The organism is Streptomyces sp. MUM 203J (assembly GCF_022414595.1).
In the GTDB taxonomy this organism is placed as follows: Bacteria; Actinomycetota; Actinomycetes; order Streptomycetales; family Streptomycetaceae; genus Streptomyces.
In genome coordinates this window covers 32,176-58,656 of the sequence record NZ_JADWYO010000020.1, presented here as the reverse complement: position 1 = coordinate 58,656, position 26,481 = coordinate 32,176, and the positions used below count along the sequence as shown (strand labels likewise).

At 70.8% G+C, this 26,481-nt stretch carries 28 protein-coding genes, 1 tRNA gene and 1 riboswitch; of the genes, 19 read left to right on the top strand and 10 right to left on the bottom strand.

Annotated features, from left to right (window positions below; all coding sequences use genetic code 11):
- Window positions 1-141 precede the first annotated feature (141 nt).
- Together I3F58_RS13270 and I3F58_RS13265 are read left to right on the top strand one after the other, a co-directional pair.
- Window positions 142-2,583, top strand: coding sequence for an immune inhibitor A domain-containing protein (locus I3F58_RS13270; RefSeq protein ID WP_240108560.1), 2,442 nt, complete (start codon window positions 142-144; stop codon window positions 2,581-2,583).
- A 122-nt stretch (window positions 2,584-2,705) separates the two neighbouring features.
- Window positions 2,706-3,008: a hypothetical protein gene (locus I3F58_RS13265; RefSeq protein WP_240108559.1), complete on the top strand. Its 303-nt coding sequence runs from the start codon at window positions 2,706-2,708 to the stop codon at window positions 3,006-3,008.
- Here I3F58_RS13265 and I3F58_RS13260 read toward each other — a convergent pair.
- A complete protein-coding gene (locus I3F58_RS13260; protein WP_240108558.1) occupies window positions 3,005-3,592 on the bottom strand; it encodes an isochorismatase family protein in 588 nt (195 codons plus the stop codon). The two genes, I3F58_RS13265 and I3F58_RS13260, sit on opposite strands and share 4 nt — an antisense overlap.
- Window positions 3,593-4,095: 503 nt before the next feature.
- The gene (locus tag I3F58_RS13255; protein ID WP_308355005.1) at window positions 4,096-5,385 is read right to left on the bottom strand and encodes a nicotinate phosphoribosyltransferase; all 1,290 of its coding nucleotides are present in this window, start codon (window positions 5,383-5,385) and stop codon (window positions 4,096-4,098) included.
- 209 nt (window positions 5,386-5,594) lie between these two features.
- Between I3F58_RS13255 and clpS the strand changes: the two genes are divergently transcribed.
- The 11 genes from clpS to I3F58_RS13200 all read left to right on the top strand — a co-directional run bounded on the left by clpS (window position 5,595) and on the right by I3F58_RS13200 (window position 15,060).
- Window positions 5,595-5,900: an ATP-dependent Clp protease adapter ClpS gene (gene clpS, locus I3F58_RS13250; RefSeq protein WP_240108557.1), complete on the top strand. Its 306-nt coding sequence runs from the start codon at window positions 5,595-5,597 to the stop codon at window positions 5,898-5,900.
- A complete protein-coding gene (locus I3F58_RS13245) occupies window positions 5,900-6,511 on the top strand; it encodes a DUF2017 domain-containing protein (RefSeq protein WP_240108556.1) in 612 nt (203 codons plus the stop codon). Before clpS ends, I3F58_RS13245 begins: the two co-directional genes overlap by 1 nt.
- Before the next feature lie 462 nt (window positions 6,512-6,973).
- Window positions 6,974-8,491, top strand: a complete 1,518-nt coding sequence (locus I3F58_RS13240; protein ID WP_240108555.1) for a sodium:alanine symporter family protein — start codon at window positions 6,974-6,976, stop codon at window positions 8,489-8,491.
- 339 nt (window positions 8,492-8,830) lie between these two features.
- Entirely contained in the window at window positions 8,831-10,249 is a 1,419-nt protein-coding gene (locus I3F58_RS13235; protein WP_240108554.1) for an amino acid permease, read from the top strand.
- A gap of 112 nt (window positions 10,250-10,361) precedes the next feature.
- Window positions 10,362-10,784 carry a Mov34/MPN/PAD-1 family protein gene (locus I3F58_RS13230; protein ID WP_240108553.1) on the top strand — a complete coding sequence of 141 codons (423 nt, stop codon included), beginning with the start codon at window positions 10,362-10,364 and terminating at the stop codon, window positions 10,782-10,784.
- A gap of 100 nt (window positions 10,785-10,884) precedes the next feature.
- Window positions 10,885-11,001 (top strand): putative leader peptide, encoded by a 117-nt coding sequence (locus tag I3F58_RS29800; RefSeq protein ID WP_374207964.1) that lies wholly within the window; start codon window positions 10,885-10,887, stop codon window positions 10,999-11,001.
- A gap of 154 nt (window positions 11,002-11,155) precedes the next feature.
- Window positions 11,156-11,443 (top strand): MoaD/ThiS family protein, encoded by a 288-nt coding sequence (locus I3F58_RS13220; RefSeq protein ID WP_240108551.1) that lies wholly within the window; start codon window positions 11,156-11,158, stop codon window positions 11,441-11,443.
- A gap of 5 nt (window positions 11,444-11,448) precedes the next feature.
- Entirely contained in the window at window positions 11,449-12,399 is a 951-nt protein-coding gene (locus I3F58_RS13215; RefSeq protein WP_240108550.1) for a PLP-dependent cysteine synthase family protein, read from the top strand.
- 297 nt (window positions 12,400-12,696) lie between these two features.
- Window positions 12,697-13,329: a DUF4142 domain-containing protein gene (locus I3F58_RS13210; protein ID WP_240108549.1), complete on the top strand. Its 633-nt coding sequence runs from the start codon at window positions 12,697-12,699 to the stop codon at window positions 13,327-13,329.
- A gap of 745 nt (window positions 13,330-14,074) precedes the next feature.
- Complete coding sequence (locus I3F58_RS13205) at window positions 14,075-14,542, top strand: hypothetical protein (RefSeq protein WP_240108548.1); 468 nt, start codon at window positions 14,075-14,077, stop codon at window positions 14,540-14,542.
- A gap of 434 nt (window positions 14,543-14,976) precedes the next feature.
- A tRNA-Leu gene (locus I3F58_RS13200) sits at window positions 14,977-15,060 on the top strand.
- Between the two features lie 55 nt (window positions 15,061-15,115).
- On the opposite strand, the gene rdgB is transcribed toward I3F58_RS13200, so the two are convergent.
- The 5 genes from rdgB to I3F58_RS13175 all read right to left on the bottom strand — a co-directional run bounded on the left by rdgB (window position 15,116) and on the right by I3F58_RS13175 (window position 17,687).
- Window positions 15,116-15,718, bottom strand: coding sequence for an RdgB/HAM1 family non-canonical purine NTP pyrophosphatase (gene rdgB, locus I3F58_RS13195; RefSeq protein WP_240108547.1), 603 nt, complete (start codon window positions 15,716-15,718; stop codon window positions 15,116-15,118).
- Window positions 15,719-15,740: 22 nt separating this feature from the next.
- Window positions 15,741-16,124, bottom strand: coding sequence for a hypothetical protein (locus I3F58_RS13190; RefSeq protein ID WP_240108546.1), 384 nt, complete (start codon window positions 16,122-16,124; stop codon window positions 15,741-15,743).
- A gap of 125 nt (window positions 16,125-16,249) precedes the next feature.
- Window positions 16,250-16,984: a ribonuclease PH gene (gene rph, locus I3F58_RS13185; RefSeq protein ID WP_240108545.1), complete on the bottom strand. Its 735-nt coding sequence runs from the start codon at window positions 16,982-16,984 to the stop codon at window positions 16,250-16,252.
- A gap of 17 nt (window positions 16,985-17,001) precedes the next feature.
- Window positions 17,002-17,238: a hypothetical protein gene (locus tag I3F58_RS13180; protein ID WP_240108544.1), complete on the bottom strand. Its 237-nt coding sequence runs from the start codon at window positions 17,236-17,238 to the stop codon at window positions 17,002-17,004.
- Window positions 17,239-17,432: 194 nt separating this feature from the next.
- The gene (locus tag I3F58_RS13175) at window positions 17,433-17,687 is read right to left on the bottom strand and encodes a PTS glucose/sucrose transporter subunit IIB (RefSeq protein WP_275678473.1); all 255 of its coding nucleotides are present in this window, start codon (window positions 17,685-17,687) and stop codon (window positions 17,433-17,435) included.
- Window positions 17,688-17,878: 191 nt separating this feature from the next.
- Between I3F58_RS13175 and I3F58_RS13170 the strand changes: the two genes are divergently transcribed.
- Both I3F58_RS13170 and I3F58_RS13165 read left to right on the top strand, forming a co-directional pair.
- On the top strand, window positions 17,879-19,108 hold the full coding sequence (locus I3F58_RS13170) for a PTS transporter subunit EIIC (protein WP_240108542.1): 1,230 nt from the start codon (window positions 17,879-17,881) through the stop codon (window positions 19,106-19,108).
- 232 nt (window positions 19,109-19,340) lie between these two features.
- Window positions 19,341-20,609, top strand: coding sequence for a PTS transporter subunit EIIC (locus I3F58_RS13165; protein ID WP_240108541.1), 1,269 nt, complete (start codon window positions 19,341-19,343; stop codon window positions 20,607-20,609).
- Window positions 20,610-20,686: 77 nt separating this feature from the next.
- On the opposite strand, the gene I3F58_RS13160 is transcribed toward I3F58_RS13165, so the two are convergent.
- Window positions 20,687-21,439 (bottom strand): MBL fold metallo-hydrolase, encoded by a 753-nt coding sequence (locus tag I3F58_RS13160; RefSeq protein ID WP_240108540.1) that lies wholly within the window; start codon window positions 21,437-21,439, stop codon window positions 20,687-20,689.
- Between the two features lie 227 nt (window positions 21,440-21,666).
- Between I3F58_RS13160 and I3F58_RS13155 the strand changes: the two genes are divergently transcribed.
- On the top strand, window positions 21,667-22,224 hold the full coding sequence (locus I3F58_RS13155) for a type II toxin-antitoxin system PemK/MazF family toxin (protein ID WP_240108539.1): 558 nt from the start codon (window positions 21,667-21,669) through the stop codon (window positions 22,222-22,224).
- A 92-nt stretch (window positions 22,225-22,316) separates the two neighbouring features.
- On the opposite strand, the gene bcp is transcribed toward I3F58_RS13155, so the two are convergent.
- Entirely contained in the window at window positions 22,317-22,784 is a 468-nt protein-coding gene (gene bcp, locus I3F58_RS13150) for a thioredoxin-dependent thiol peroxidase (protein ID WP_240108538.1), read from the bottom strand.
- A gap of 130 nt (window positions 22,785-22,914) precedes the next feature.
- Between bcp and I3F58_RS13145 the strand changes: the two genes are divergently transcribed.
- From I3F58_RS13145 to I3F58_RS13135, 3 genes are all read left to right on the top strand, one after another.
- Entirely contained in the window at window positions 22,915-23,235 is a 321-nt protein-coding gene (locus I3F58_RS13145) for a DUF3618 domain-containing protein (protein ID WP_240108537.1), read from the top strand.
- Window positions 23,236-23,296: 61 nt separating this feature from the next.
- Window positions 23,297-23,635 (top strand): co-chaperone GroES, encoded by a 339-nt coding sequence (locus I3F58_RS13140; protein ID WP_240108536.1) that lies wholly within the window; start codon window positions 23,297-23,299, stop codon window positions 23,633-23,635.
- Window positions 23,634-23,708, top strand: a riboswitch (guanidine-III (ykkC-III) riboswitch). (Overlaps the previous gene by 2 nt.)
- 33 nt (window positions 23,709-23,741) lie before the next feature.
- A complete protein-coding gene (locus tag I3F58_RS13135; RefSeq protein ID WP_240108535.1) occupies window positions 23,742-24,062 on the top strand; it encodes a multidrug efflux SMR transporter in 321 nt (106 codons plus the stop codon).
- 24 nt (window positions 24,063-24,086) lie between these two features.
- Here I3F58_RS13135 and I3F58_RS13130 read toward each other — a convergent pair whose 3' ends face one another.
- A complete protein-coding gene (locus I3F58_RS13130; RefSeq protein WP_240108534.1) occupies window positions 24,087-26,318 on the bottom strand; it encodes a transglycosylase domain-containing protein in 2,232 nt (743 codons plus the stop codon).
- Between the last annotated feature and the right edge of the window lie 163 nt (window positions 26,319-26,481).

Here is a 26,481-nt window from a genome sequence, read left to right as displayed (position 1 = left end):
GGCTCTTGGCCTGTCCAAGTCAAGACTATCTTTTCTCGTGGAAGTCCGGTCGAATGTCGTCACTTGTGGCGCGCGACCGCACGCGGATTATCACGTGACCCCCCATCCGCGGTTGCGGTGCGCAGGGGAGGAAACAAACAAGTGACCAACAGACGACGGGCGTTCCGCGCCTCCGCGGTGCTCGTGGCCATGGCCGCGACCGCCGCCACCGCCGGAGCCCTCACCACGGCCCAGGCCGACAACCGTCCCGAAGCGGGCATCGAGCGCCACGACCCGGCGCCCGGCGCGCCGGAATCGGGCCACGCACACGAGAAGGCCACCGCGGTCGACCACGACCTCGAGGGCCCGTTCAGCGAGCAGCAGGCCAAGCAGCGCGAGGCGGCGCTGGAGCAGGTGCTCTCGGGCAAGTCCAAGGTGCAGAAGCGCGGCGACTCCCAGGTCGTCAAGCTCGACAACAAGAAGTACGTCGAGCTGGCCCGGGAGCAGACCGACCAGATCTTCACCATCCTGGTCGAGTTCGGTGACAAGGTCGACAACGAGACCCTCGTCGACCGCAGGGACGACGACACCGACGAGCTGAAGCCGAAGTACGGCGGCACGCCCGGCCCGCTGCACAACCAGATAGCCAAGCCGGACCGTGCGAAGGACAACTCCACGGCCTGGCAGGAGGACTACAGCCAGGAGCACTTCCAGGACCTCTACTTCGGTGAGGGCAAGGACGCCGACGGCAAGCAGAAGCACTCGCTGAAGACCTACTACGAGCGCCAGTCCTCGGGCCGCTACTCGGTCCAGGGCACGGTCACCGACTGGGTCAAGGTCGACTACAACGAGGCCCGCTACGGTTCCAACTACTGCGGCAACTCCAACTGCGGCAACGTCTGGGACCTGGTCCGCGACGGTGTGAACGCCTGGACCGAGCAGCAGAAGGCCCAGGGCAAGTCCACCGAGGAGATCAAGGCCGTCCTGTCCCAGTACGACAAGTGGGACCGCTACGACCACGACGGCGACGGCGACTTCAACGAGCCCGACGGCTACATCGACCACTTCCAGATCGTCCACGCGGGCGAGGACGAGTCGGCGGGCGGCGGTGTCCAGGGCGGCGACGCGCTGTGGGCGCACCGCTGGTACGCGTTCGGCACGGACGCCGGCAAGACCGGTCCGGAGCAGAACAGGGCGGGCGGCACCGAGATCGGTGACACCGGCATCTGGGTCGGCGACTACACCATGCAGCCGGAGAACGGCGGCCTCGGCGTCTTCGCCCACGAGTACGGCCACGACCTCGGCCTGCCGGACCTGTACGACACCTCCGGCAAGCCGGGCGCCGAGAACTCGACCGGCTTCTGGTCCCTGATGTCCTCCGGCTCCTGGCTGGGCACCGGCAAGGACAGCATCGGCGACATGCCGGGCGACATGAACGCCTGGGACAAGCTGCAGCTCGGCTGGCTCAACTACGAGAAGGCCAAGGCCGCCACCAAGTCGAAGCACAAGCTGGGCGTCGCCGAGTACAACACCAAGAACCCGCAGGCGCTGGTCGTCGAGCTGCCCAAGAAGCGGGTCAGCACGCCGATCGTCAAGCCGGCCGGTGGCTCCATGCAGTGGTGGAGCAACATGGGTGACGACCTCAAGAACACCCTCACCCGCTCCGTCGACCTCACCGGCAAGTCCAAGGCCGAGCTGAGCCTCGACGCCTGGTGGGAGATCGAGGCCGAGTACGACTACCTGTACGCGGAGGTCTCCACCGACGGCGGCGCCAACTGGACCGCCCTCGACGGCACCGCCGACGGCGCGCCCATCGACCGCGACGCCGGCAACACCCCGGCCCTGAGCAGCCACTCCGAGAAGTACAAGAAGCTGGTCTACTCGCTGGACGCCTACGCGGGCCAGAAGGTCGACTTCCGCTTCCGCTACCTCACGGACGGCGGCCTGGCCGAGCGCGGCTTCGCGGCCGACAACATCGTCTTCAGCGCGGACGGCGCCGAGCTGTTCGCGGACGACGCCGAGGGCGAGGCCGAGGGCTGGACCTCGAACGGCTTCTCCCGCATCGGTGAGGCCATCACCGACGACTACTCCCAGTACTACATCGCGGAGAACCGCCAGTACGTCTCGTACGACGCGACCCTCAAGGTCGGCCCGTACAACTTCGGCTTCATCGGCTCGAAGGACGACTGGGTGGAGCACTACGCGTACCAGCGCGGTCTGCTGGTCTGGAAGTGGGACACCTCCCAGAAGGACAACAACACGGCCGTCCACCCCGGTGAGGGCCTGGTCCTTCCGGTGGACGCCAACCCGGAGCCGCTGCGGTGGAAGGACGGCACGCTGATGCGCAACCGCATCCAGTCGTACGACTCCACCTTCAGCAAGTTCCGCTACCAGGGCCTCACCCTGCACAACGCGGGCGTGGAGCAGCGGATCCGGAACCACGTGGGCAACCCGGTCTTCGACGACCGCAAGGGCTCCTACTGGACCGAGGAGAACCCGCGGGCCAGCGTCAAGGTAACTGACACCAACACCCGCATCGCGATCGTCAAGCAGCCGCGCAACGGCCAGACGATCACGGTCAAGGTGGGTCCGTCCACCAAGTAAGCAGCATCACAGCAGGTCAAACCATGATCGGCCGTCGCCCTCTAGCGGGCGGCGGCCGATCGTGTTTAGGTGCGAGTGACCGTCTCTTATTGACACACGCTTCACACGGGGGAGGCATCACCATGCCCGGTGGTGGATTCTGCAGGCTGCCGGGAGGCAGCGTCGTCGTCGCGCTCAGCCTGCCGAGCCCGGCCGGAGGCGGAGAGCGGGTGCGGGTGCTGGTGCATGCCGCGAACCGCCCCCGCGCGCTGACCCGGCTCCGGAACCTCGGCCTGCGGGCGGTCTACCTCCGGGGCAACACCCACCCGCCCACCCCCGACGAGATCACGGCGGTGCTGCACCACCCGGACGGGCTCCTCTGGCGTACGACGCCGAGCCGCGCGCAGGAGCTGTGGCACCCCATAGGCGCGCTGCTGCGCTCCTAGACCACCGGCTTGCCGCTCAGCTCCACACCGGCGGCCCGCAGCTCCTCCAGGGCCTGCTGTGTGGTCTCCGCGCTCACCCCGGCCGTCAGATCCAGCAGCACATGGGTACGGAAACCCTCGGCGGCGGCGTCCAGGGCGGTGGCCCGCACACAGTGGTCCGTGGCGATGCCGACGACGTCGACCTCCTCCACCCCGTGCGCCCGCAGCCAGTCGGCCAGCGGCACCCCGTTCTCGTCGCTGCCCTCGAACCCGCTGTACGCCGCCTCGTACGCGCCCTTGTCGAACACGGCGTCGATGGAGCCGGACGCGACGGCCGGGGCGAAGTTCGGGTGGAATCCGACGCCCTCGGTGCCGGCGACGCAGTGGGACGGCCAGGAACCGACGAAGTCCGGCCGCTCGGCGAAGTGGTCACCGGGGTCGATGTGCCGGTCCCGGGTGGCGACGACGTACCGGTAGACGCTGCCGACGGCGTCTCCGACCAGATCGGTGATCGCGGCGGCGACGTCGGCGCCCCCCGCCACCGCGAGGCTGCCGCCCTCGCAGAAGTCGTTCTGAACGTCGACGACGATCAATGCGCGGTGCATGGCGGTGTCCTTCGGTGCGGCCGGTTTTACTGTCGAGCGTAAAGACTTCCCGCTCGCAGGGGGAGGGCCCCCACGAGCGGCCCTCCGGGGCGGCACGGCGCCCGGGGGTCGCGGGCCGGGGCAGAGGGGTGTCCGGCCCGCCGGCCGGTCCCCTCGTCTCCCCCGGGCGCTCCGCGCAGAGGGAAGGGAGGGGAGCCGCCCTGACGGGGACCGCCGGGGGCCCCGCGGGACCATCGCGAGCAGGTGAGCCCCCCCCGGCCCACACCCCCTGACGGGGAGGCCGGGCCCCGGCCCGGCACGGCGCGTGTGCCGCGTACCGCGGGAGGGGACGCGGAGGGGGTTGCCCCGGCGGTGACGGGAGCCGTCAGCAGCGTGGCCCCACGGCAGCCGTCGCGCGGGGGTGAGCCCCCCGCGGCGGCCCCGGCCCGCACGGCGGGGAGGCAGGCCCCGCGGCACGGAGGCGCACCCCGCCCGCCCGGCGGCCGGGGCCCACGGGCCCGGCGTCACGACGTCACGTACTCCGTCGGGAGGACCGGCTCGCCGCGGGACAGCTGGACGGCCGACAGCGGCAGCGCCGCACGGGCCGCCGCATGGCGGGACCTCGCCGCCTCCAGGGGCTCGCGCGCCACGACCTCGCCCGCTTTCACCAGCGGGACCAGGAGCTGCCGGTCAGCCAGTGACGGCGGCACCGGCCCGGTGCCCACCACCTCCGCGTCGTCCCGCCGCGCCGCCCACTTCCGCCCGCCGGAGGAGGCCTTGCCGCCCAGGGACTTCTTCGCCACCGGCCGCAGCGGCGCCGAGGGCTCCGCCGAGTCCGCCCGGGCGACCAGCTTGTAGACCATGGAGCACGTGGGGTGCCCGCTCCCGGTCACCAGCTGCGTCCCCACCCCGTACGCGTCCACCGGCGCCGCCGCCAGCGACGCGATCGCGTACTCGTCCAGGTCCGAGGTCACCACGATCCGCGTGTCCCGCGCGCCCAGGGCGTCCAGCTGCTGCCGTACCCGGTGCGCCACCAGCAGCAGGTCACCCGAGTCGATCCGCACCGCGCCCAGCCCGGGACCCGCCACCTCGACCGCCGTACGGACCGCCTCGGCCACGTCGTACGTGTCGACCAGCAGCGTCGTGCCCCGCCCCAGCGCCTCCACCTGGACCCGGAACGCGTCCCGCTCGCTGTCGTGCAGCAGGATGAAGGCGTGCGCGGACGTGCCCACCGTCGGGATCCCGTAACGGAACCCCGCAGCCAGGCAGGAGGTGGAGTCGAAGCCCCCGACGTACGCCGCCCGCGAGGCGGCCACCGCGCCCAGTTCGTGGGTCCGGCGCGCTCCCATCTCGATCAGCCCGCGCCCCCCGGCCGCCGCCGCCATCCGGGACGCCGCCGCGGCGATGGCCGAATCGTGGTTCAGGATCGACAGGACGACCGTCTCCAGCAGTACGCACTCCGCGAACGTGCCCTCCACCCGCAGCACCGGCGAGCCGGGGAAGTACACCTCGCCCTCGGGGTAGCCCCAGATGTCCCCGCCGAACCGGTAGTCCGCCAGCCACGCCAGCGTCGCCTCGTCGACGACACCCCGCTCCCGCAGGAAGTCCAGGACGTCGGCGTCGAAGCGGAAGTTCTCCACCGCGTCCAGCACCCGCCCGGTCCCGGCCACCACCCCGTACCGCCGCCCCTCCGGCAGCCGTCGGGTGAAGACCTCGAAGACCGAGCGCCGCTCGGCGGTACCGCCCCGCAGGGCGGCCTGCAGCATGGTCAGCTCGTAGTGGTCGGTGAACAGCGCGGTGGAGGGGACGTCCACCCGCCGCCCGCCGCCACCCCTCTGCGGATGCCCTCCGGGCGCTTCTTCCTTCGACGGCCGCAGCTCCGCGGCGGCAGCGTTCGCAGCGTTCATGCCGACGATCGTACCCCCACTACTCGTCAGAGTGACGATTTCTCGTTCGGGTCACATCCGCCGCCGCCCGGGCCCCATTTGTGCGGGGAACCACCCTGAGTGGCAGCATTGGGGGAGTGAGTGTTGCTCCCGTAGAGATCGAACGCACCGCCCCTGCAGAAGAGGGCTTCGCCGTCACCGAGCCCGACGTGCCCTGGGTGACGATCGTCCACAACGATCCGGTCAACCTCATGAGCTACGTGACCTACGTCTTCCAGGCGTACTTCGGCTATTCAAAGGACAAGGCGCACAAGCTGATGCTCGACGTGCACCACAAGGGCCGGGCCGTGGTCTCCAGCGGCACCCGCGAGGAGATGGAGCGCGACGTGCAGGCGATGCACGGATACGGGCTCTGGGCGACGCTCTCCCAGGACCGCGGCTGATGAGCGGCAACTTCGAGGCGCTCACCGGCGGAGGCGCGGCCGTGCAGCTGGACGAGGTCGAGGTCTCCATCCTCCGCTCCCTGGCCGTCCAGCTCCTGGAGCTGATCGGACCCGGCGACGAACCGGCCAAGGGTGAGGACCCGCTCGCCGCGCTGTTCCAGGACGGCCCGAGCGAGCCGCCGTCCGACCCGGCCCTCGCCCGGCTCTTCCCCGACGCGTACGGCGACCCCGGGGTCACGGGCGCGAGCCCCGGGCAGGAGGCGGAGCTGCGTGCCCGCTCCTCGGAGTTCCGCCGTTTCACCGAGAACGACCTGCGCGCCCGCAAGCGCGCGGACGCGCTCGCGGTCGTCCACAGCCTCGACACCCTGGCCCGCGGTGGCGGCGGCGGGGCGGGCGGACGGCTGGAGCTGACCACCGACGAGTCGCGTCACTGGCTGGGCGCGCTCAACGATCTGCGGCTCACCATCGGCACCCGTCTGGACGTCACGGACGAGGACGAGTCCGGCGAGCTGTACCGGCTGCCGGATGACGATCCGCGCAAACCGATGGTGATGGCGTACCTCTGGCTGGGCATCCTTCAGGAAACACTCGTCGAGACGCTGATTCCGTAGCCTACGGCTCTGTTTTCCCTGTCATTCCTCAGTCAACATCCATGTCTGCGTACCCAGATGAAACGTAATGGGTGCAGCTCAAGGCCGTCGCCTACACGCAAAACCGCTGATGGGCGGCGTCCGTTCGCCGGACGACGGATTCCGCATAACGATCGCGTCACCGGTCCTGGGGTTCTCCCCTCTCAGGCCGGATTCAGGGTTCGTGATGTGACCCAGGTCACTCAACGATCAGTGAAACGCGTGGTAAAACTTCGCAACTCCTCAGGCGGCCCCCCTTGCCGTCCTGCGGAGGGCCGGAACGTTCCGGCCGCACCGCACAACCTGTGTGATCCCCGTCGTCCGAGTCCGCGGCCGGCGAGGGTGGCACGAGCTTTCGCCGGATCGGACAACGGCGTCGGCTCATCCCGCACCCCTCACTGCCGGGCTCAGCCCAGCAGCCCCCTGCGCCATTGAGGTAGTCAGATGTCTCTCGACTCCATCGCCCAGAACATCGACGAAAAAGTCAGTGACTTCGTCGGCCCCCTCGCCGACAAGGTCGGCGAAGTCGTCTTCTACTCGGTCCCCGTCGGCGGCACCGAGCTCCCGCTCATCGTCGCCTGGCTTGTCGTGGCTGGTCTGGTGTTCACGGGCTGGTTCGGGTTCCTCCAGTTCCGCAAGTTCAAGCTCGCGCTGAACGTCGTACGCGGCAAGTACGACGAGAAGGGCTCGCACGGCGAGGTCAACCACTTCCAGGCCCTGACCGCCGCCGTCTCCGGCACCGTCGGCCTCGGCAACATCGCCGGTGTGGCCGTCGCCGTCTCCATCGGCGGCCCGGGCGCCACGTTCTGGATGATCCTCTGCGGTCTGCTCGGCATGGCCTCCAAGTTCGTCGAGGTCACCCTGGGCGTGAAGTACCGCGAGGTACACGCTGACGGCACCGTCTCCGGTGGCCCGATGCACTACCTCCGCAAGGGCCTCGTCGACCGCTTCGGTCCGCGCGCCAAGACCGCGGGCAAGGTGCTGGCCTTCCTCGCCGCCATCATGGTCCTGTTCTTCGGCCTCTTCGGCGGCAACCTCTTCCAGGTCAACCAGAGCTACTCGCAGCTGTCCAACACCACCGGCGGCGCCTCCTCGACCTACGCGCTGTTCTTCGGCATCCTGATCGCCGCGCTCGTCGGCCTGGTCCTGCTCGGCGGCCTCCGTTCGGTCGCCGCGGTCACCAGCCGCCTGGTCCCGGCCATGGCCGGCATGTACGTCGTCGCCTGCCTCGTGGTCATCCTGGCCAACGTCACCGCGGTGCCGGAGGCCGTCGGCACGATCGTCTCCGAGGCCTTCAGCCCGAAGGGTGTCGCCGGTGGTGTCATCGGTGCCCTGATCGTCGGCTTCAAGCGCGCCGCCTTCTCCAACGAGGCCGGTCTCGGCTCCGCCCCGATCGCGCACTCCGCGGTCAAGACCAAGCACCCCGCGTCCGAGGGTCTGGTCGCCCTGCTGGAGCCGTTCATCGACACGGTCGTCATCTGCACCATGACCGCGCTGACCATCGTCATCGCGAGCCCCGACAGCTGGCTGAAGGCCCGCGAGGGCGAGAGCATCGGCGGCGTCACCATCACGTCGGACGCCTTCACCACCGTGATCCCGGGCTTCAACTGGATCCTGACCCTCGCGGTGCTGCTGTTCGCCTTCTCCACGCTGATCACCTGGGGCTACTACTGCCTCAAGGCCTGGACGCACATGTTCGGCCGCAGCAAGGCGAGCGAGATCACCTTCAAGGTCCTCTACTCCCTGATCGCGATCCTCGGCTCGCTGATGTCGCTGGACGCGCTGATCTCCCTGGCCGACTCGGTCCTCTTCATGCTGGCCGTCGTCAACATCATCGGCCTGTACCTGCTGGCCCCGATCGTCAAGAAGGAGCTGAACTCCTTCCTGGCCTTCGTCCGCCGCCGCGACGCCGGCGAGGAGGAGCCCGAGGAGGCCGAGCAGGAGCCTGCGAAGACCCTCTGAGCCATACGGCGACTGTCCGAGTCGTACGGCTGGACGCCCCCGCACCGGGAACGGTGCGGGGGCGTCCGCTTTGCGGGACGTTCGCTCAGCGGACGCTCAACTCCGTATAACGATCTGTCCATGCCGCCCGTGCCTTTCCTCCTGAAAGGCGCGGGCGCGTCTGTTTTGCCGGTGGCGTGCGTCACAGAACGCTACGGCCGATATGTGTACGAGCGTGATACATCTGCACGACCGCCCGGGAACGCCACCCATGTTCCCGGGGGCGCCGCGCCGACCGATCGTCGGCGGCACTCCAGCCATGTCCGGGGGGATCAGCGTGGAGAAAGGCGCAGTACGACCATGACCTCACTGCAGGTCGAGAAAGAACACGCCGGCGACGGAGCCGGCGAAGGCGAGGGCTACCAGCGCGGTCTGGGCGCCCGCCAGATCCAGATGATCGCGATCGGCGGCGCCATCGGCACCGGCCTCTTCCTCGGCGCGGGCACCGCCATATCCAAGGCGGGCCCCAGCCTGATCCTGGCCTACGCGCTCGCGGGCCTGGTCATCTTCTTCATCATGCGGGCGCTGGGCGAGCTGCTCATGTACCGACCGGTGTCCGGTTCGTTCTCCGAGTACGCCCGCGAGTTCGTCGGCCCCTTCGCGGGCTTCGTCACCGGCTGGACGTACTGGCTCTTCTGGGTCGTCACCGGGATCACCGAGGTCACCGCCGCCGCGACCTACATGACGTACTGGTGGGACATCCCCCAGTGGATCTCGGCGCTCGCCTTCACCGTCGTCCTGTACGCGGCGAACCTGATCTCCGTGAAGCTCTTCGGTGAGCTGGAGTTCTGGTTCTCGATGGTGAAGGTCACGGCCATCATCGGCATGATCCTCATCTGTGCCGGGATCCTGACCCTCGGATTCTCCGACGCCGGCGACACCGCCTCCGTGACCCACCTGTGGGACGAGGGCGGCTTCTTCCCCAACGGCGTCGGCAGCACGCTGATGACCCTCCAGATCGTGATGTTCGCCTTCCTCGCCGTGGAGCTGGTCGGCGTCACCGCGGGCGAGTCCAAGGACCCCGAGACCACCCTCCCCAAGGCGATCAACACCGTGCCGTGGCGGATCGCCGTCTTCTACGTCGGCGCGCTGATCATGATCCTGTCGGTCGTCCCGTGGAGCGAGTTCCAGCCGGGCGTCTCCCCGTTCGTCGCCGCGTTCGAGAAGATGGGCCTGGGGGTGGGCGCCGCGATCGTGAACTTCGTCGTCCTCACCGCCGCACTGTCGTCCTGCAACTCCGGCATGTACTCCACCGGCCGCATGCTGCGCGACCTCGCGCTCAACGGCCAGGGCCCGAAGCTGTTCACCCGGCTCACCGGCTCAGGCACCCCACTGGTCGGCACGACCTTCTCCGCCGCGCTGATGCTGGTCGGCGTGTGGATCAACTACCGGTGGCCCGGCGACGCCTTCGAGAAGGTCGTCTCCTTCGCGACCGTCTCCGGCATGTGGGCCTGGATCATGATCCTCGTCAGCCACATCCGCTACCGGGCCAGGGCGGACCGGGGCGAGCTGCCGCAGTCCTCCTTCCGGGCGCCGGGCGCGCCCTGGACGAGCTGGTTCGCGCTGGTCTTCCTCGGGTTCGTCATCGCGCTGATGGCGGCCGACGAGGGGGCCAGGGTGTCGCTGTACTGTGCGCCCGTGTGGGCCGCGCTGCTGGGCGCCGCGTACCTGGCGCTGCGGTCCCGGAGCCCGGAGGCGGCGGCCTTCAGGAAGCGCTGAGCGGCTTCCCCCGCACCGCGGACCGGCCCCGCAGCCCGATGTCCGTCCGGCATGTGGACCTACCCGTACCACTCTTCGGTACGGGTAGGTCCATCTGCTTATCCTGATGCGCATGCTGACCATCACACGGGCCCTGCACGACCAGATCGTCGCGCACGCCCGCGCCGACCACCCGGACGAGGCCTGCGGCGTGGTCGCGGGCCCGGCCGGCACCGGCCGCCCCGAGCGCTTCGTCCCGATGCTCAATGCCGCCCGCTCGCCCACGTTCTACGAGTTCGACTCGGGTGACCTGCTCAAGCTCTACCGCGAGATGGACGACCGCGACGAGGAGCCGGTCGTGATCTACCACTCACACACCGCGACCGAGGCGTACCCGTCGCGCACCGACGTCTCCTACGCGAACGAGCCCGAGGCGCACTACGTGCTCGTGTCCACGGCTGACGCCGACGGCGCCGGGCCCTTCCAGTTCCGCTCGTTCCGTATCGTGGACGGCGTGATCACGGAGGAAGAGGTCAAGGTCGTGGAAGCCTACTGACCAGGCGTCTCTCCGTGTGTGTCTCGCATGGCGAGTGCGATTCGTCCGGCATGCGAGATCACACTCTTTTTGGGGGCCCGGGAATCGCTACGATGCCCGCATGGTTTCGAACGACGTGAGCGAACAGACGCCGGGCACCCTCCTGCTCGTGGCGCGGCTGCACGTCGACCTGTGCCGCCTCTCCAGCGCCATGTGTCCGCGCGGCGCCGCCGCCTGAGCCGCGGCCGGGCACGTACGAACCCGGCCCGTCCCGTCCCGCGACGCCCCGCGCACCGCGAGGCGCCCTGCGCCGGGCGCCCGGCACAGCCGCGCACGACCGACGTCCCGCACGCCTCCCACCCTCTCCCACGCCTTCCACAGGAGCCCACACCATGGCCATCGAGGTCCGCATCCCGACCATCCTCCGCACCTACACCGACGGCGCCAAGGCCGTCGAGGGCAGCGGGGAGACCCTCGCCGAGCTGTTCGCAGACCTGGAGAGCCGCCACAGCGGCATCCAGGAGCGCATCGTCGACCAGGCCGCCGGGGGCGAGCTGCGCCGCTTCGTGAACGTCTACCTGAACGACGAGGACGTCCGCTTCCTGGACGGCATCTCCACCAGGCTGGCCGACGGCGACAACGTCACGATCCTGCCGGCCGTGGCCGGCGGCATGGTCTGACGGGCATGCGGTACGACAGTCCGCTCGCCGCCGTCGGGAACACCCCGCTGGTCCGGCTCCCGCGCCTGTCCCCGTCGGACGACGTGCGCATCTGGGCCAAGCTGGAGGACCGCAATCCCACGGGCTCCGTCAAGGACCGCCCCGCCCTCTACATGATCGAGCAGGCGGAGAAGGACGGCAGGCTCCAGCCCGGCTGCACGATCCTGGAGCCCACGTCCGGCAACACCGGCATCTCGCTGGCGATGGCCGCGCGGCTCAAGGGCTACCGCATCGTGTGTGTGATGCCCGAGAACACCTCCCAGGAGCGGCGCGACCTGCTCGCCATGTGGGGCGCCGAGATCGTCTCGTCCCCCGCCGCGGGCGGCTCCAACACGGCTGTCCGCGTGGCGAAGGAGCTGGCGGCGCAGAACCCGGACTGGGTGATGCTCTACCAGTACGGCAACCCGGACAACGCGGCGGCACACTACGCCACGACCGGCCCGGAGATCCTCTCGGACCTCCCGTCCCTCACCCACTTCGTGGCGGGCCTCGGCACCACCGGCACCCTCATGGGAGTCGGCCGCTACCTGCGGGAGCACAAGCCGGACGTGAAGATCGTCGCGGCGGAGCCGAGGTACGACGACCTGGTCTACGGCCTGCGCAACCTGGACGAGGGCTTCGTCCCCGAGCTGTACGACGCGAACGTGCTGACCACCCGCTTCTCGGTCGGCTCGGCCGACGCGGTCACCCGCACCCGCGAACTGCTCCAGCAGGAGGGCATCTTCGCGGGCGTCTCGACCGGCGCGGCCCTGCACGCCGCGATCGGCATGGGCCGCAAGGCCCTGAAGGCCGGGGAGTCCGCGGACATCGCGTTCGTCGTCGCCGACGGCGGCTGGAAGTACCTGTCCACGGGTGTCTACACGGCCCCCACGACGGAAGCGGCCATCGAGACCCTGCAGGGACAGCTCTGGGCGTAGGGAGCGTCCGGCGGATCATGTCGGCCCCCGGGCCCGGGCATGATCCGCCTGTCGGGTGTCTCCGCCCCGCGCGTGACGGGTTCCCCTCAGGTGACCGAGCCGGGCCCTCGGTCCGGTCGCGGATCATGCTCGGGCTCTCCGGCCGTTCTGCCCCGGGACCGGCGGTGAACGGCCGCGCGGACCGCTCCGGCAGATGTTCCGGCCGATGCGGTGAACGGTGCGGGGTCCGCATCCGTACGGCACACCATGAACGCACATGCGCGAAGCCTCACGTCCTCGTACCCGCGCAGTCTCGTCGTGACCGTTGTGCTCCTGCTCCTCGCGGCCGTCTCCGCCGCCGCCCTGTGGGTCACTCGGGGCAGTGCCAACGCGAGCGAGCTGGCCAGCTCCGGCTTCCCCAGCGCGTCGCCCGTCGCCCCCGGCGGTGACGTGACCTCGGCCGGAGAACTCAGCGAGCTGGACAAGACCCTGCTGGTGAAGGTGCGGCAGGCCAACCTCTGGGAAGCGCCGGTGGGCCGCCTGGCCCAGACGCACGCCTCCAGCGAGGCGGTCAAACGTGCCGGGGTCCACCTCATGGAAGGACACAGCAAGCTCGACGCGATGGTCCGTGACGCGTCCCAGTCCCTGAACGTGGCCATACCCGACGAGGCCACACCCGAACAGCAGGCCCTGGTACGGAAGATGCAGAACGCCAGCGGCGCGGAGTTCGACCAGATGTTCGCCAACGTCCTGCGCTCGTCACACGGCAAGGTGTTCGTCACGATCGCGCAGGTGCGCGCCACCACCAAGAACTCGGTCGTCCGCACCTTCGCCGACCAGGCCAACCTCACCGTCCTCGACCACCAGAAGGTACTGGACGACACGGGACTGGTCGTCGGGGGAACCTACGACGAGGTCGCCGCAGCGGTGGCCCCGAAGGAGTCGAACTAGCCGAAGGGGCCCGCTCCACGGGGCCGCTTGAAGGGGTGTGCTCCACGGGAGCACACCCCTTCATCCGTGACGGATGACGTCCTCGGCCCGGAGGTGCCCGGCCTTCGTCCCGGTCGTCGCGCCGCCAAGTGACGGCACAGCCCTCCCCCTTGGTGATGACGGTCGGCGCACCCGGTCTTCCGGGCGGCGGGCCGGTGCTGGAGACCGGGGGCGGCACGGCTTCCCGAGGACGCACCGCCGGCCCGCCTCGTGGAGGCGCGGTTCGTCACCGCTCCGTGCGCTCTCCTGGCCCGGGGCACGGCCGGTGAACTCGCGGGTGCGGCAGCGGACATGCCGCCGGGGCCGCACGGGGCCGGGTGCCGCCGCGTGCGGTGTGGCCGAGGGGCGCCGCGGCGCCGCCCGGCCCCGGTGCTCCGACCCTGCCTGAGCCCCGAACCCGCCCCGTGGGGTGTACGCCCGCGTGGACGAGCCCGGTGGCGGCACGGCTCTTCGAGGCACACCCCGAGATGTCGTTCCGGGCCCTGAAGGAGGGCACGGTGCCGCCGCACCGCAGGCCGGTACGGGCAGACGGCGCGGGGCCCGGCTCGCCGAGCGCGACCGGACGGGACGGGAGCCTGCCGTACCGCACCTCTCATACGAACGGCCTTGCCCGACGGGCACAGCACAGGAGCCGAGTGAAGACTCAGGGGCGGAACCCCAACCGTTTCGTTCCTCGTTGACGCGAGGGCGGGAAAGGCAGAACCAGATGCGCAGGATATCCAGGATCGCCGCCGTCACCTTCGCCGCCGCGGCCATGATCGGGGCAACGGCCTCGGTCGCGGCGGCCGACGACGGCGATCTTGTCGTCAGCGGCAGCAACTGCACGTACGCTCAGGGTGAGCTCGTGCTCCTCTATGAGAACGGCTGCTCCGTCCTCACCGGCCCCGGCACAGGCGCTGTCGTGACCGTCTCCGACGGAGCCGAGCAGTCCATGACCCCGAGCACCCTGGGCGCCGACGGTTCCGGTCAGGCTCTCGAAGCCGAGAGGGACCACGAGACCTACCAGAGCGACGAGAACGGCGGTTCGGCCGCGGCCGCCGCGGCTGCGGCAGGCGACGGTGCCGCCGCCGCTGCCGCCGCCGCTTCGGGTGACGGCGCCGCTGCCGCCGCTGCCGCCGCCTCAGGTGACGCCGCTGCCGCCGCTGCCGCTGCCGGAGGCTCCGAGGAGGACTGAGCGCGCGGCGATGACGAGGACGGCGAGGAGCCGGACCCGGCCGGACCGGGCCCGGCTCCTCGCCTGAGGCCGGGCCGCGTCCGGCCGCGCACGGGCCGTGTACCGGCGGAGCGCACCGGTGAGCGGGGTCACGCGGCCCGTACTGTCCGCCCGGTGCGGGCGATTCCCGTCCTGCCGCCTCAGCGGGAAGCGAGGCCGTCGCCCTCGCCGATCGCGGACCGGGTCTCGGCGGTCCTGCCGGACCGGGCCCAACACGCCGACAGGGGCGGCCTCGTCGGGCCCGGCGGAGGACGGCCGCCCTCGTCTGCCGGTGACCCGTGCCCGGATCGCCGCGCACCGACCGGCACCTGCCGCCCGGACAGGGGCGGGCTGGCATACCGGCGCCCACGAGGTACTCGTCCCGGCCGGCAGCCCGCTACCATGGCTGGCGGCAAGCGGCGGTGGCGCAATGGCGACGCAGCAGACTTAGGATCTGTGGCCCTTGATCGGGCTTGAGGGTTCGAATCCCTTCCGCCGCACGCTGAATGGCCTGCGGATCAAAGAATGATGCGCAGGCCATTTCTGTGCCCGGAATCAGCCCAGCAGTTCCCGCAGCACGGGGACGAGCGCGCGGAAGGCCTTGCCCCGGTGGCTGATGCTGTTCTTCTCGTCCGGCGTCAGCTCCGCGCAGGTCCGGGTCTCGCCGGCCGGCTGAAGGATCGGGTCGTAGCCGAAGCCGCCGGTGCCGGAGGGGGCGTGGCGGAGGGTGCCCTCCAGGCGGCCCTCCACGACGTGTTCCGTGCCGTCGGGGAGGGCCAGCGCCGCGGCGCAGGCGAAGTGGGCGGCGCGGTGCGGTTCGTCGATGTCGGACAGCTGGGCCAGGAGCAGGTTCAGGTTGGCCCGGTCGTCTCCGTGGGCGCCGGCCCAGCGGGCCGAGAAGATGCCGGGGGCACCGCCCAGGACGTCGACGCACAGACCGGAGTCGTCCGCGATGGCCGGGTGGCCGGTGGCCCGGGCCAGGGAACGGGCCTTCAGCAGGGCGTTCTCCGCGAAGGTGACGCCCGTCTCCCTGACGTCGGGGACCTCGGGGTAGGCGTCCGCGCCGACCAGGTCGTGCGGAAGGGCGGCGTCCGCGAGGATCGCCCGGAGTTCGGCGACCTTCTTCGTGTTGCGGGTGGCGAGGATCAGGCGGGTCATGGCGTCCAGTATCCCTGCGGCCTCACGGCGTGCAGATCCTGCCCACCTCGGTGGCCGCGCCGGTGACTCCGGACAGGTCCGGGGTCGCGTCGCCGTTCTCGACGGCCGTGCGGACGGACTCCACCGCCGTGGAGAGGTCGTCCACCGCCTTCGACAGGTCGGCGTCTCCGGTGGTGTTCTTGAGGTTGCCGATCTCCTCGTCGATGGTGTCCAGGGACTCCGCGAGCTGCGTGGGGTCGCTGCCGTCCGCCACGGCCCGGCTGAGCTGGTCGACACTGGTCGCTATCGCGTCGGCGGTCCTGACGCAGTCGAAGGCCTTGTCGAGCGCGCCGCAGCCGGTGAGCGCCGCGGCGGCCACGGTGAGGGACAGGAACACGGTTGCTGTGGTGAGGCCTCGGCGGCGCATGTGGTGGGTCCCTCCCCGGGATGTACGGACATGACGGGCTGAGATGTGCCGGACGGGCGCACGGGCCTGGGGGCCAGGCCGTACGCCCGTGTCCGGTGAGACGCCGGGCGGGGGCGCCGGGTTGCTCAGGCCTCGGTGGTGCCGAGTGCCTCGCGCTGCAGGGCGGCGAGGTCGGCGCATCCGCCGGTGGCCAGGTCCAGCAGGGCGTTCAGCTCCTTGCGGTCGAAGGGCGCGCCTTCCGCCGTGCCCTGCACCTCCACGAAGCGGCCGTCTCCGGTGCAGACGACGTTCATGTCGGTCTCGGCGCGCACGTCCTCCTCGTAGCGGAGGTCGAGCAGCGGCGTGCCGTCGACGATGCCGACGGAGACGGCGGAGACGGTGCCGGTGAGCGGTCGGCGCCCGGCCTTGACGATCTTCTTCTGCTGGGCCCAGGCCACCGCGTCCGCGAGGGCGACGTACGCGCCGGTGACGGCGGTGGTGCGGGTGCCGCCGTCGGCCTGGAGGACGTCGCAGTCCAGGACGATCGTGTTCTCGCCCAGCGCCTTGTAGTCGATGACGGCACGCAGGGATCGCCCGATGAGGCGGGAGATCTCGTGGGTGCGGCCGCCGATCTTGCCGCGGACGGACTCACGGTCGCCGCGGGTGTTGGTGGAGCGGGGGAGCATCGAGTACTCGGCGGTGACCCAGCCCTCGCCGCTGCCCTTGCGCCAGCGCGGGACGCCTTCGGTGACGGAGGCGGTGCACAGGACACGGGTGTCACCGCAGGAGATGAGGACGGAGCCCTCGGCGTGCTTGCTCCAGCCGCGCTCGATGGTGACCGGGCGGAGCTGTTCGGGGGTACGGCCGTCGATTCGAGACATGGGTAGAGCCTAGGCGGTCAGGACGGCGCGGAGGGATGCGCGGTGCAGCCGTCCCGGCAGGGGGTGCAGACGGGGGTGGTCTCGGGGGGTACGTAGGGGCTGCACCAGCCGCAGAAGGTGCAGGCGTAGCGGCCGTTGACGCCGACGACGGTGGCCTGGCAGCGCGGGCACGGGGTGGTGGTGATCTCCGCCGTGTACGGGGTGGTGTCCTGGGCCGCCGCCGTGTTCGGGGCGGCCTGGTCGTCGCCGGTCATCGCGTGGCTCCTCTCAGCGCCGTACCAGGACATCCGTACCAGGACATCCGTACCGGGGTGTCCTCCGCGCCGAGACACCCTCCGTACCGCGGACACCTGCCGCACCGGGATCGTACCCAGGTACGCGCCGGGCCCGTTCCCGTCGCCTCGGACCGAGGCGACGGGAACGGGCCCGTGAAGCGCGTGCGCGCGGGTCACATGAGGTCTTCGATCTCCGCGGCGATGGGGTCGGCGTCGGTGCCGATCACGACCTGGATGGCGCTGCCCATCTTGACGACACCGTGGGCCCCCGCGGCCTTCAGCGCGGCCTCGTCGACCAGGCTCGGGTCGCTGACCTCGGTGCGCAGGCGGGTGATGCAGCCCTCGACCTCTTCGATGTTGTCGATCCCGCCGAGCCCGGCGACGATCTTCTCAGCCTTGCTGGCCATGTGTTTCTCCCTGTGTTCCAAGAGCGCAGTCTCGGCGCGCCGTAGGCCCGCGTTTGTCACGGTAACTCACGGTTGGCCCATCTACGCGGGCGAGCTGTCGTCCTGTCGACGATCCTGACGATCACCGGCCCGCGCGCCCGCGTGGCCGGGCCTCGGGAGCCTATCGCACTGGTCTACACCAGTCTCGTCTTCGAGCGAATCCGGGAGGGCACGTGAGCTGGAGCGGGCTGTTCAAGGGGCTCCAGAAGGTGGGCCGGAGCCTTCAGCTGCCGGTCGCGGTGCTCCCGGCGGCGGGACTGCTGGTCAGCCTGGGCAATCTGTTCTCCGCCTATCTGCACGGCACCTTCTGGGACAAGACGTCGGATGTGCTGCTCCAGGGGGGCACGGCGATCTTGGACGGCTCGTTCGGGCTGCCGCTGCTGTTCTGCATCGGCGTGGCGATCGGGTTCGCGAAGAAGGCGGACGGCTCGACCGCGCTGGCGGCGGTGGTCGGGTTCCTCGTGTACTTCAACGTCCTGAAGGCCTTCCCCAGGGCGGGGACGGTCACGCCGGACGTCCCGGAGGGCGTGGCGCAGAACCCGGGGGTGCTGGGCGGCATCCTGATCGGGCTGCTGACGGCGGTGGTGTGGCAGCGGTTCCACCGGACGAAGCTGGTGGACTGGCTCGGCTTCTTCAACGGACGGCGGCTGGTGCCGATCCAGATGGCGTTCCTGTGCGTGCTGCTCGGCGTCGCCTTCGGGTTGCTGTGGGAGCCGGTGGGGGACGCCCTGGAGTGGTTCGCGCGGCAGCTCATCGGGCTGGGCGCGTGGGGCGCGGCGATCTTCGGCATCGCGAACCGGCTGCTGATCCCGGTGGGGATGCACCAGTTCATCAACACGTTCTTCTGGTTCCAGGCGGGTTCGTACACCGAGCCGGACGGGACGGTGGTGCAGGGCGACCTGACCCGGTTCTTCGCGGAGGACCCGACGGCGGGGCAGTTCATGTCGGGGTTCTTCCCCATCATGATGTTCGGCCTCCCGGCGGCGGCGCTCGCGATCGCACACACCGCGCGCCCGGAGCGGCGGCACGAGGTGGCGGGGCTGATGGTGTCGGTGGCGCTGACCTCGTTCGTGACCGGGGTGACCGAGCCGATCGAGTTCTCCTTCATGTTCGCGGCGCCGCTGCTGTACGCGCTGCACGCGTTGCTGACAGGGGCCTCGATGGCGGTGACGTGGGCGCTGGGGGTGCACGCCGGGTTCAGCTTCTCGGCGGGGCTGATCGACTACATCGTGAACTGGCACCTGGACACCAAGCCGTGGCTGATCATCCCGATCGGGCTCGTGTTCGCGGTCGTGTACTACGTGGTGTTCCGGTTCGCGATCACGGTCTTCGATCTGCCGACTCCTGGGCGGGAGCCGGAGGAGATCGAGGCGGAGATCGAGCGGGACGTCACCAAGCCGTAACCCCGGGCCGCGGCCGTGACCGGCGCCTTCGGGGGCCTTCCGCGGGCGGGTGCGAACCGTAGATGTTGCAGCACGGTTTCACAGGTTCCTTAACTATCCCCTGCCGTGCTACAACAGGTCTACACCACCAATTGGTGTAGACCACGCGGCCTTCCCCCGTGCCGCGTTGCCCCCCGAGACGCCGCCGTCCCCCTTTTCTTCTGGGCGGCGCCTTGCCCACTGGAGGAAGTCTATGTCCACGGCCAGCGCCGCCCCGGCGGCGGAGCAGAAGAAGAAGGGCGCGGGCGTGATGGCGGTCATGCAGCGCATCGGCCGCAGCCTGATGCTGCCGGTCGCGGTGCTGCCCGCCGCCGCGCTGCTGACGCGGTTCGGCCAGGGCGACATGCTCGGCAGCGAGTCGCTCCCGGCCTTCGTCAACAAGATCGCAGGCTACATGGCCGCCGGCGGCGGCGCCCTGCTCGACAACATGGCGCTGCTGTTCGCCGTCGGTATCGCGATCGGCTTCGCCAAGAAGTCCGACGGCTCCACCGCGCTCGCCGCCGTGGTCGGGTACCTGGTGTTCAAGAACGTCCTGGGCACCTTCACGGACAGCAGCCTGCCCCAGAAGGAAGCCATCGTCGACGGCAAGATCGTCATGGTGGACCAGGCGGTCGACGCCAAGGTCCTCGGCGGCGTCGTCATGGGCATCATCGTGGCCCTGCTCTACCAGCGGTTCTACCGCACCAAGCTGCCGGACTGGGCCGGGTTCTTCGGCGGCCGCCGCCTGGTCCCGATCCTGTCCGCCTTCGCCGGTCTGGTCGCGGGCATCTTCTTCGGTCTGATCTGGCCCTGGCTCGGTGCGGGTCTGCACTGGTTCGGTGAGAGCCTGGTCGGCTCCGGCGCCGTCGGCGCGGGCATCTTCGGTGTCGCCAACCGTGCGCTCATCCCGGTCGGCATGCACCACCTGCTGAACTCCTTCCCGTGGCTCCAGGCCGGCGAGTTCGACGGCAAGACCGGTGACATCGCCCGCTTCCTGGCCGGTGACCCGACGGCCGGACAGTTCATGACCGGCTTCTTCCCGATCATGATGTTCGCCCTCCCGGCGGCCTGCCTCGCGATCGTCCACTGCGCCCGCCCGGAGCGCCGCAAGGTCGTCGGCGGCATGATGTTCTCGCTGGCGCTGACCTCGTTCGTCACCGGTGTCACCGAGCCGATCGAGTTCACCTTTATGTTCATCGCGCCGGTGCTGTACGCGATCCACGCGCTGCTGACCGGTGTCTCCATGGCGCTGACCTGGGCCCTGGGCATGCGGGACGGCTTCGGCTTCTCGGCCGGCGCGATCGACTTCGTGCTCAACCTGGGCATCGCGTCCAACCCGTGGGGCCTCGCCCTGGTCGGCCTGTGCTTCGCGGCCGTCTACTACGTGGTCTTCCGGTTCGCGATCACCAAGTTCAACCTGCCGACGCCGGGCCGCGAGTCCGACGAGGAGCTGGCCGAGCTGCAGAAGGCGGAGGCCAAGTAGGCCGCTCGCCGCACAGGGAAGGCCCCGGAACCCAAGGAAGGGTCCCGGGGCCTTCCCCGTTCCGTACGGTTTCGGGCCTACAGCTCGTACACCGCGCCCGCCCGGGCCAGCTCCGCCGGGCCGTCGTACACCGCGCGGGCGTCCGCCAGATTCCGCTGGCCGTCCGTCCAGGGCGGGATGTGCGTCATCACCAGCCGCTTCACCCCGGCCCTGGCCGCGTGCGCCCCCGCCTCACGGCCGTTGAGGTGCAGCTCCGGGATGTCCTCCCTGCCGTAGGTGAAGGACGCCTCGCACAGGAACAGGTCCGCGTCCGCCGCCAGGTCGTCCAGCGCGTCGCACACCCCCGTGTCACCGGAGTAGGCGAGGACCTTGCCGCCGTGCTCGATCCGGATCCCGTACGCCTCCACCGGGTGCGACACCCGTTCCGTACGGACCTGGAACGGGCCGATGTCGAAGCTGCCGGACTTCAGGGTGTGGAACGCGAACACCTCGCTCATCGAGGTGGCCGAGGGGGTGTCCGCGTACGCGGTGGTCAGCCGCTGCTCGGCGCCCTCCGGCGCGTACACCGGGAGCGCGTCGCAGCGCCCGCCCTCGTAGCGGTAGTAGCGGGCGACGAAGTAGCCGCACATGTCGATGCAGTGGTCGGCGTGCAGATGACTGAGGAAGATCGCGTCCAGGTCGTACAGACCGCAGTGGCGCTGCAGCTCGCCCAGGGCGCCGTTGCCCAGGTCGAGGAGCAGCCGGAAGCCGTCGGCCTCCACGAGGTAGCTCGAACAGGCCGAGTCCGCGGACGGGAACGACCCGGAGCAGCCGACGACGGTGAGCTTCATGGAGCGGGAACCTCCGTGAACGACGCGGACGGGAGCGGGGACGCGCTGAGAGGAAGCGCTACTGGGAGGTCGTGCGGTCCGTCGAGCGTACGGCGCGGGGGCGTGGGGCGCTGCTCCGTGACGGCCCGTTGTGGGGGAACTCACCTGCGCTGTCACCGGTTCGGCGGGGTGCGGGGCGGGCCGGGCGGCCGGGCGGGGTGAGGGACGGGGCGGTAACGTCCGTGGGTATGGACACGTCCTGGTGGCTGGCGCTCGGCGCCGTGGTGGTGATCGCCCTGGTGGCGGCGGTGGCCGACGGGTGGGCGCGGGCCGGGCGGCGGCCCCGGGTCCGTCCGGCCGGACGGACCCGGCCCCCGGGACGGCCGGGCGGTCCGCACAGCCGGCCGACGCGGCGCCCGGAGCCGGGGGACATCTGGTGGGCGGAGGTCCCCTATGAGGACGGGCCGCCGTCAGGAGGGGCCGCGCGAGGGGGGTCCCCCCGGTCCTCCCGCACGGGGGGAGTGCCGGACCGGGCGGCGGTGGGGGGCGGGCGGTCCAAGGACCGGCCCTGTCTGGTGCTGTCGGTACGGGGCGAGGCCGCGCTCGTCGCGAAGATCACCAGCAAGTACCGCGCGGAGCGGGCCGGGGTGATCGCGTTGCCGCCGGGGTCCGTGGGGGACGCGCGGGGGCGGGCGAGCTTTCTGGAGACGGACGAGTTGCGGGATGTGCCGCTGTGGGGCTTCCGGCGGCGGGTGGGGGCGGTGGACCCGCTGGTGTGGGACCAGGTGCGGCACCTGGCGGCGTGACGGCGGCCGCGTGCGGCTGCGTGAGGCTGATCAGGCGGCACGGTCCGTACCGGGCGCGGGCGCGGTACGGGCCGTGCCGGGAGAGATCCCCGTCAGATCCCCAGATCCTTGATGATCTTGGCGACGTGGCCGGTGGCCTTCACGTTGTAGAGGGCGCGTTCGACCTTGCCGTCCTCGTCGACGACGACCGTCGAGCGGATGACACCGGTCACGACCTTCCCGTACAGCTTCTTCTCGCCGTAGGCGCCGTACGCCTCCAGGACCGTCTTCTCCGGGTCACCGACCAGCGTGACCTTCAGGTTCTCCTTCTCGCGGAACTTCGCCAGCTTCTCCGGCTTGTCCGGGGACACGCCGATCACGTCGTAACCGGCGTCGGCCAGCAGCCCCAGGTTGTCGGTGAAGTCGCACGCCTGCTTGGTGCAGCCGGGGGTGAGTGCCGCCGGGTAGAAGTAGACGATGACCTTGCGGCCCTTGTGGTCCGCGAGGGAGACCTCGTTGCCGTCCGCGTCCGGCAGGGTGAAGGCGGGGGCGGTGTCGCCGGGCTGGAGTCGCTCGCTCATGGCTCTGGTCTCCTCGGAGGGGGTGGTCCTTGTCCGACCGAGCCTAACGGGGGTGTGGGACAGCCCCTGGCCGGTCGAGCTGACAGACTGTCCCCCTACACAGTCCACGGACCGGATCGGAGGCAGCGCGGTGTCGGACGACAGGACCCCGGCGCAGATCGAGGCGGACATCGTCCGCCGGCGCGAGCAGCTCGCCGTCACGCTCGACGAGATCGGCGTAAGGGTGCACCCGAAGACGATCATCGGTGACGCGAAGGCCAGGGTGGCGTCCACGGTGGACGAGACCGCCGGCCGTGTCTTCGTGGCCGCGAACCGGGTGGTCACGGACGTCAAGGCACGGTTCGTCGACGAGGACGGCGCCCCGCGCGTGGACCGGATCCTGCCTGTCGCGCTCCTCGCGGCCGGTGTGATCGGCCTGATCGCCGTGTCCTCGCGCAAGCACAGGGACTGAGCGCCGCGGGCAGACGGGCCCTTCGGCCCTCCGGGGCCTCCCGGGCAGGTAGGTTCATGGGGTGAGCGAGAACACCCACGACAAGTTGCCCATCCGGATGCTGCACGACCGGGTGCTGGTCCGGTCCGACTCTCCCGAGGGCGAGCGGAAGTCCGGAGGCGGCATCCTCATCCCCGCGACCGCCGCCGTAGGTCGCAGGCTGGCCTGGGCCGAGGTGGTCGCCGTCGGCCAGAACGTACGGACCGTGGAGGCCGGCGACCGGGTCCTGTACGACCCCGAGGACCGTGCCGAGGTGGAGGTGCGCGGTATGACGTACGTCCTCATGCGCGAACGCGATCTGCACGCGGTCGCCGCCGACCGCTTCGAGGGCTCCGAGGACTCCACAGGTCTGTACCTCTGAGCCCCGTTTTGCTACCTTCGATCGGACCCGACGAGACGCGCCGTACCGGGACATAAGGCAAAGACGACGCACCACGGAAAGCTCCCTCTCCGAAAGGTGTGTCGTCATGGCCTGGGTTCTGCTGATCGTCGCCGGTGTGCTGGAGGTCGGCTGGTCGATCGGGATGAAGTTCACGGACGGGTTCACCCGCTTCTGGCCGAGCCTGCTGACCGGTCTCGGCATCGTCGCCAGCATGGCCCTGCTGGCCCAGGCCACCAGGACGCTCCCGATCGGCACGGCGTACGGGGTCTGGGTCGGCATCGGCGCGGCCGGTGCGGCGGTCATGGGCATGGCCGTGCTGAACGAGCCGGTGACCGCCGCCCGGGTCTTCTTCGTCTGTCTGCTGCTGGTGGCCGTGGTGGGCCTCAAGGCCACGAGCGGCCACTGACCCGCCCCCGCCGCGTTCCCGCGCTCAGGGCCGCCCCCGCCGCGGCCCGCCCCATCCGTCATGGCCCCGCTGCCACGGCTCCCGCCACCCGAACGGGTCCTCCTCCCACCGCTCCGGCCGCCGGGGGTCGCCGTCCCCGTACAGCGCATGGTCCGGCACCTGCAGCTCGAAGTCCCGTACCGGCGCTCCCTCCAGGGCCGTGCCCGTGTAGTGCGCCCACACCTCGGCGGGCGGGCCGCCGCCGTTGATCCGGGCCAGCCCCATCGCCCCGTACAGCGGCTCCTGCGCGCCCGTCTCGGGGTCCTGGCCCATCAGCGCGACCACCGTCGCCAGCTCCGGGGTGTAGCCCGCGAACCACGCGGCCTTGTCGTCCTCCGCCGTCCCGGTCTTCCCGGCCGCAGGGCGCCCCGCCGCCCGCGCGGCCGTGCCCGTGCCCCCGTCGACGACCCCGCGCAGCAGGGCCGTCGTCGTGTCGGCGGCCTCGCGGCTGATGACCTGCCGGGCGGTGCCGCCGTTGGCGGGGGAGGCGAGTGTCGCGGGCAGCGTCAGCGGCTCCGGCCCGCCGGGACCGATCCGCTCGGCCTTCTCGACGAGCGTGTACGCGGGGGCCCGCTGCCCGTGGTTGGCGAGCGTCGCGTACGCCCCGGCCATGTCGAGCACGCTCGCGGTGGCCGGTCCCAGCGCGATGGACGGCGACGGGGTGAGGTCCGGGGTGTCGGCCGGCAGCCCGAGCGCGACCGCCGTCCGCTCCACCGCCGACGGCCCGACGTCCACGGCCAGTTGCGCGTACACGGCGTTCACGGACCGGTCGGTGGCGTCCCGCAGGGTGATGCCGCCGTAGCTGACGTCGTCCTCGTTGCCGGGTGCGTACGCGGCGCCGCTCCAGCCCTCGACGGGCCGCTTGTTCGTGCCGTCGTACACCGTGTCCGGAGTGACCGGTTCGCCGTACTGGGTGGTCGCGCCCCGGTCGACGGCGGCGGCGAACACGAACGGCTTGAAGGTGGAGCCGACCTGGTAGTCCCGGCGGGTCGCGTTGTTGACGTACTGCCGGGTGTAGCCGATGCCGCCGTAGAGGGCGACCACCTTGCCGGTGGCCGGTTCGACGGACGCGCCCCCGACCCGTACGTACCGGTCGGCCTCGCGGCGCTGCGGGTCCAGCCTGGCCAGCACCTGCTCGCCCACCGCGTCCTCGAACGCGTCGACCTTGTCCTTCTGGAGGGTGGTGGTGATGCGGTAGCCCCCGGCGGCGAGCGCTCCGCGGCCGATGATGCCGTGCCGCACGAGATAGGCGTTCACCGCCTGGACGACGTACCCGCGCTGCCCGGCGAGCCCGGCGGCGGGGCGTGCCGGGACGACGGCGGGGAACGTCAGCTTCGCCCGGTCGGCGGCGCTCAGCCAGCCCTCCGCGACCATCCCGTTCAGCACCCACTTCCAGCGGGCCAGTGCCCGCACCTGGTTGCCGGAGCGGGACCCGACGTCGTACGCGCTGGGCGCGTTGAGGAGGGAGGCCAGGTACGCGCCCTCGGCGACGTCCAGTTCGTCGACGTCCTTGTCGTAGTAGGCGCGCGCCGCCGCCTGCACGCCGTACGCGTTGCGCCCGTAGTAGCTGGTGTTCAGATAACCCTCCAGGATCCTGTCCTTGGGCTTCTGGCGGCTCAGCTTGACGGCGATGAAGAACTCCTTGACCTTGCGGGTGACGGTCCGCTCCTGCCCCAGGTAGTAGTTCTTGACGTACTGCTGGGTGATCGTCGAACCGCCCTGGGTCCCACGGCCGCTGACGGTGAACCAGCCGGCCCGCAGCAGCGCCTCCGGGTCGACGCCCGGCTCGGAGTAGAAGTCCCGGTCCTCGGCCGCGAGCACCGCCCGCTGGAGCGGCTCCGGCACCCGCGACAGCGGCACGTTCTCCCGGTTGACCTTCCCGGCCCGGGCCAGGGCGGCGCCGTCCGCGTACAGGTAGACGTTGGCCTGCGCGGTGGCGGAGGCGTTGGCGGGCGGGATCTCGATCAGCAGGTATCCGGCGAGGAACCCGCCGCCGAGCAGCAGGACGACGAACAGCAGGCCGCCGAGCACCATGCGCCAGGTGGGTACGAGCCTGCGCCACCCGGTACGGCGGGCCCGGCGGGCGGCCCGCTTCTCCGCCCGCACGGCCCTGCGCCGGGCACGTCGGCCGACGCCGGGAGGCCGGGGCGTCGACGCGGTGACGGTGGGGTCGCGCGGCTCCCAGCCTCCTGGCGGCTGCGAGGGGTGGTCGCTCATGTGCCTCCGGCCCTGTTCGCTGTGTCGGGACGCTGTCCGAGTATGTGTCGGTTTGCCTGGTATGCGTCCGGTCCTCATAGTGCACCGGGACCCCCGCCATCCCGCGCATTGCGCCGCGCCGGACATGCGGCCGGTGTGCGCGTGTGGCGTGAACCGGAAAAGG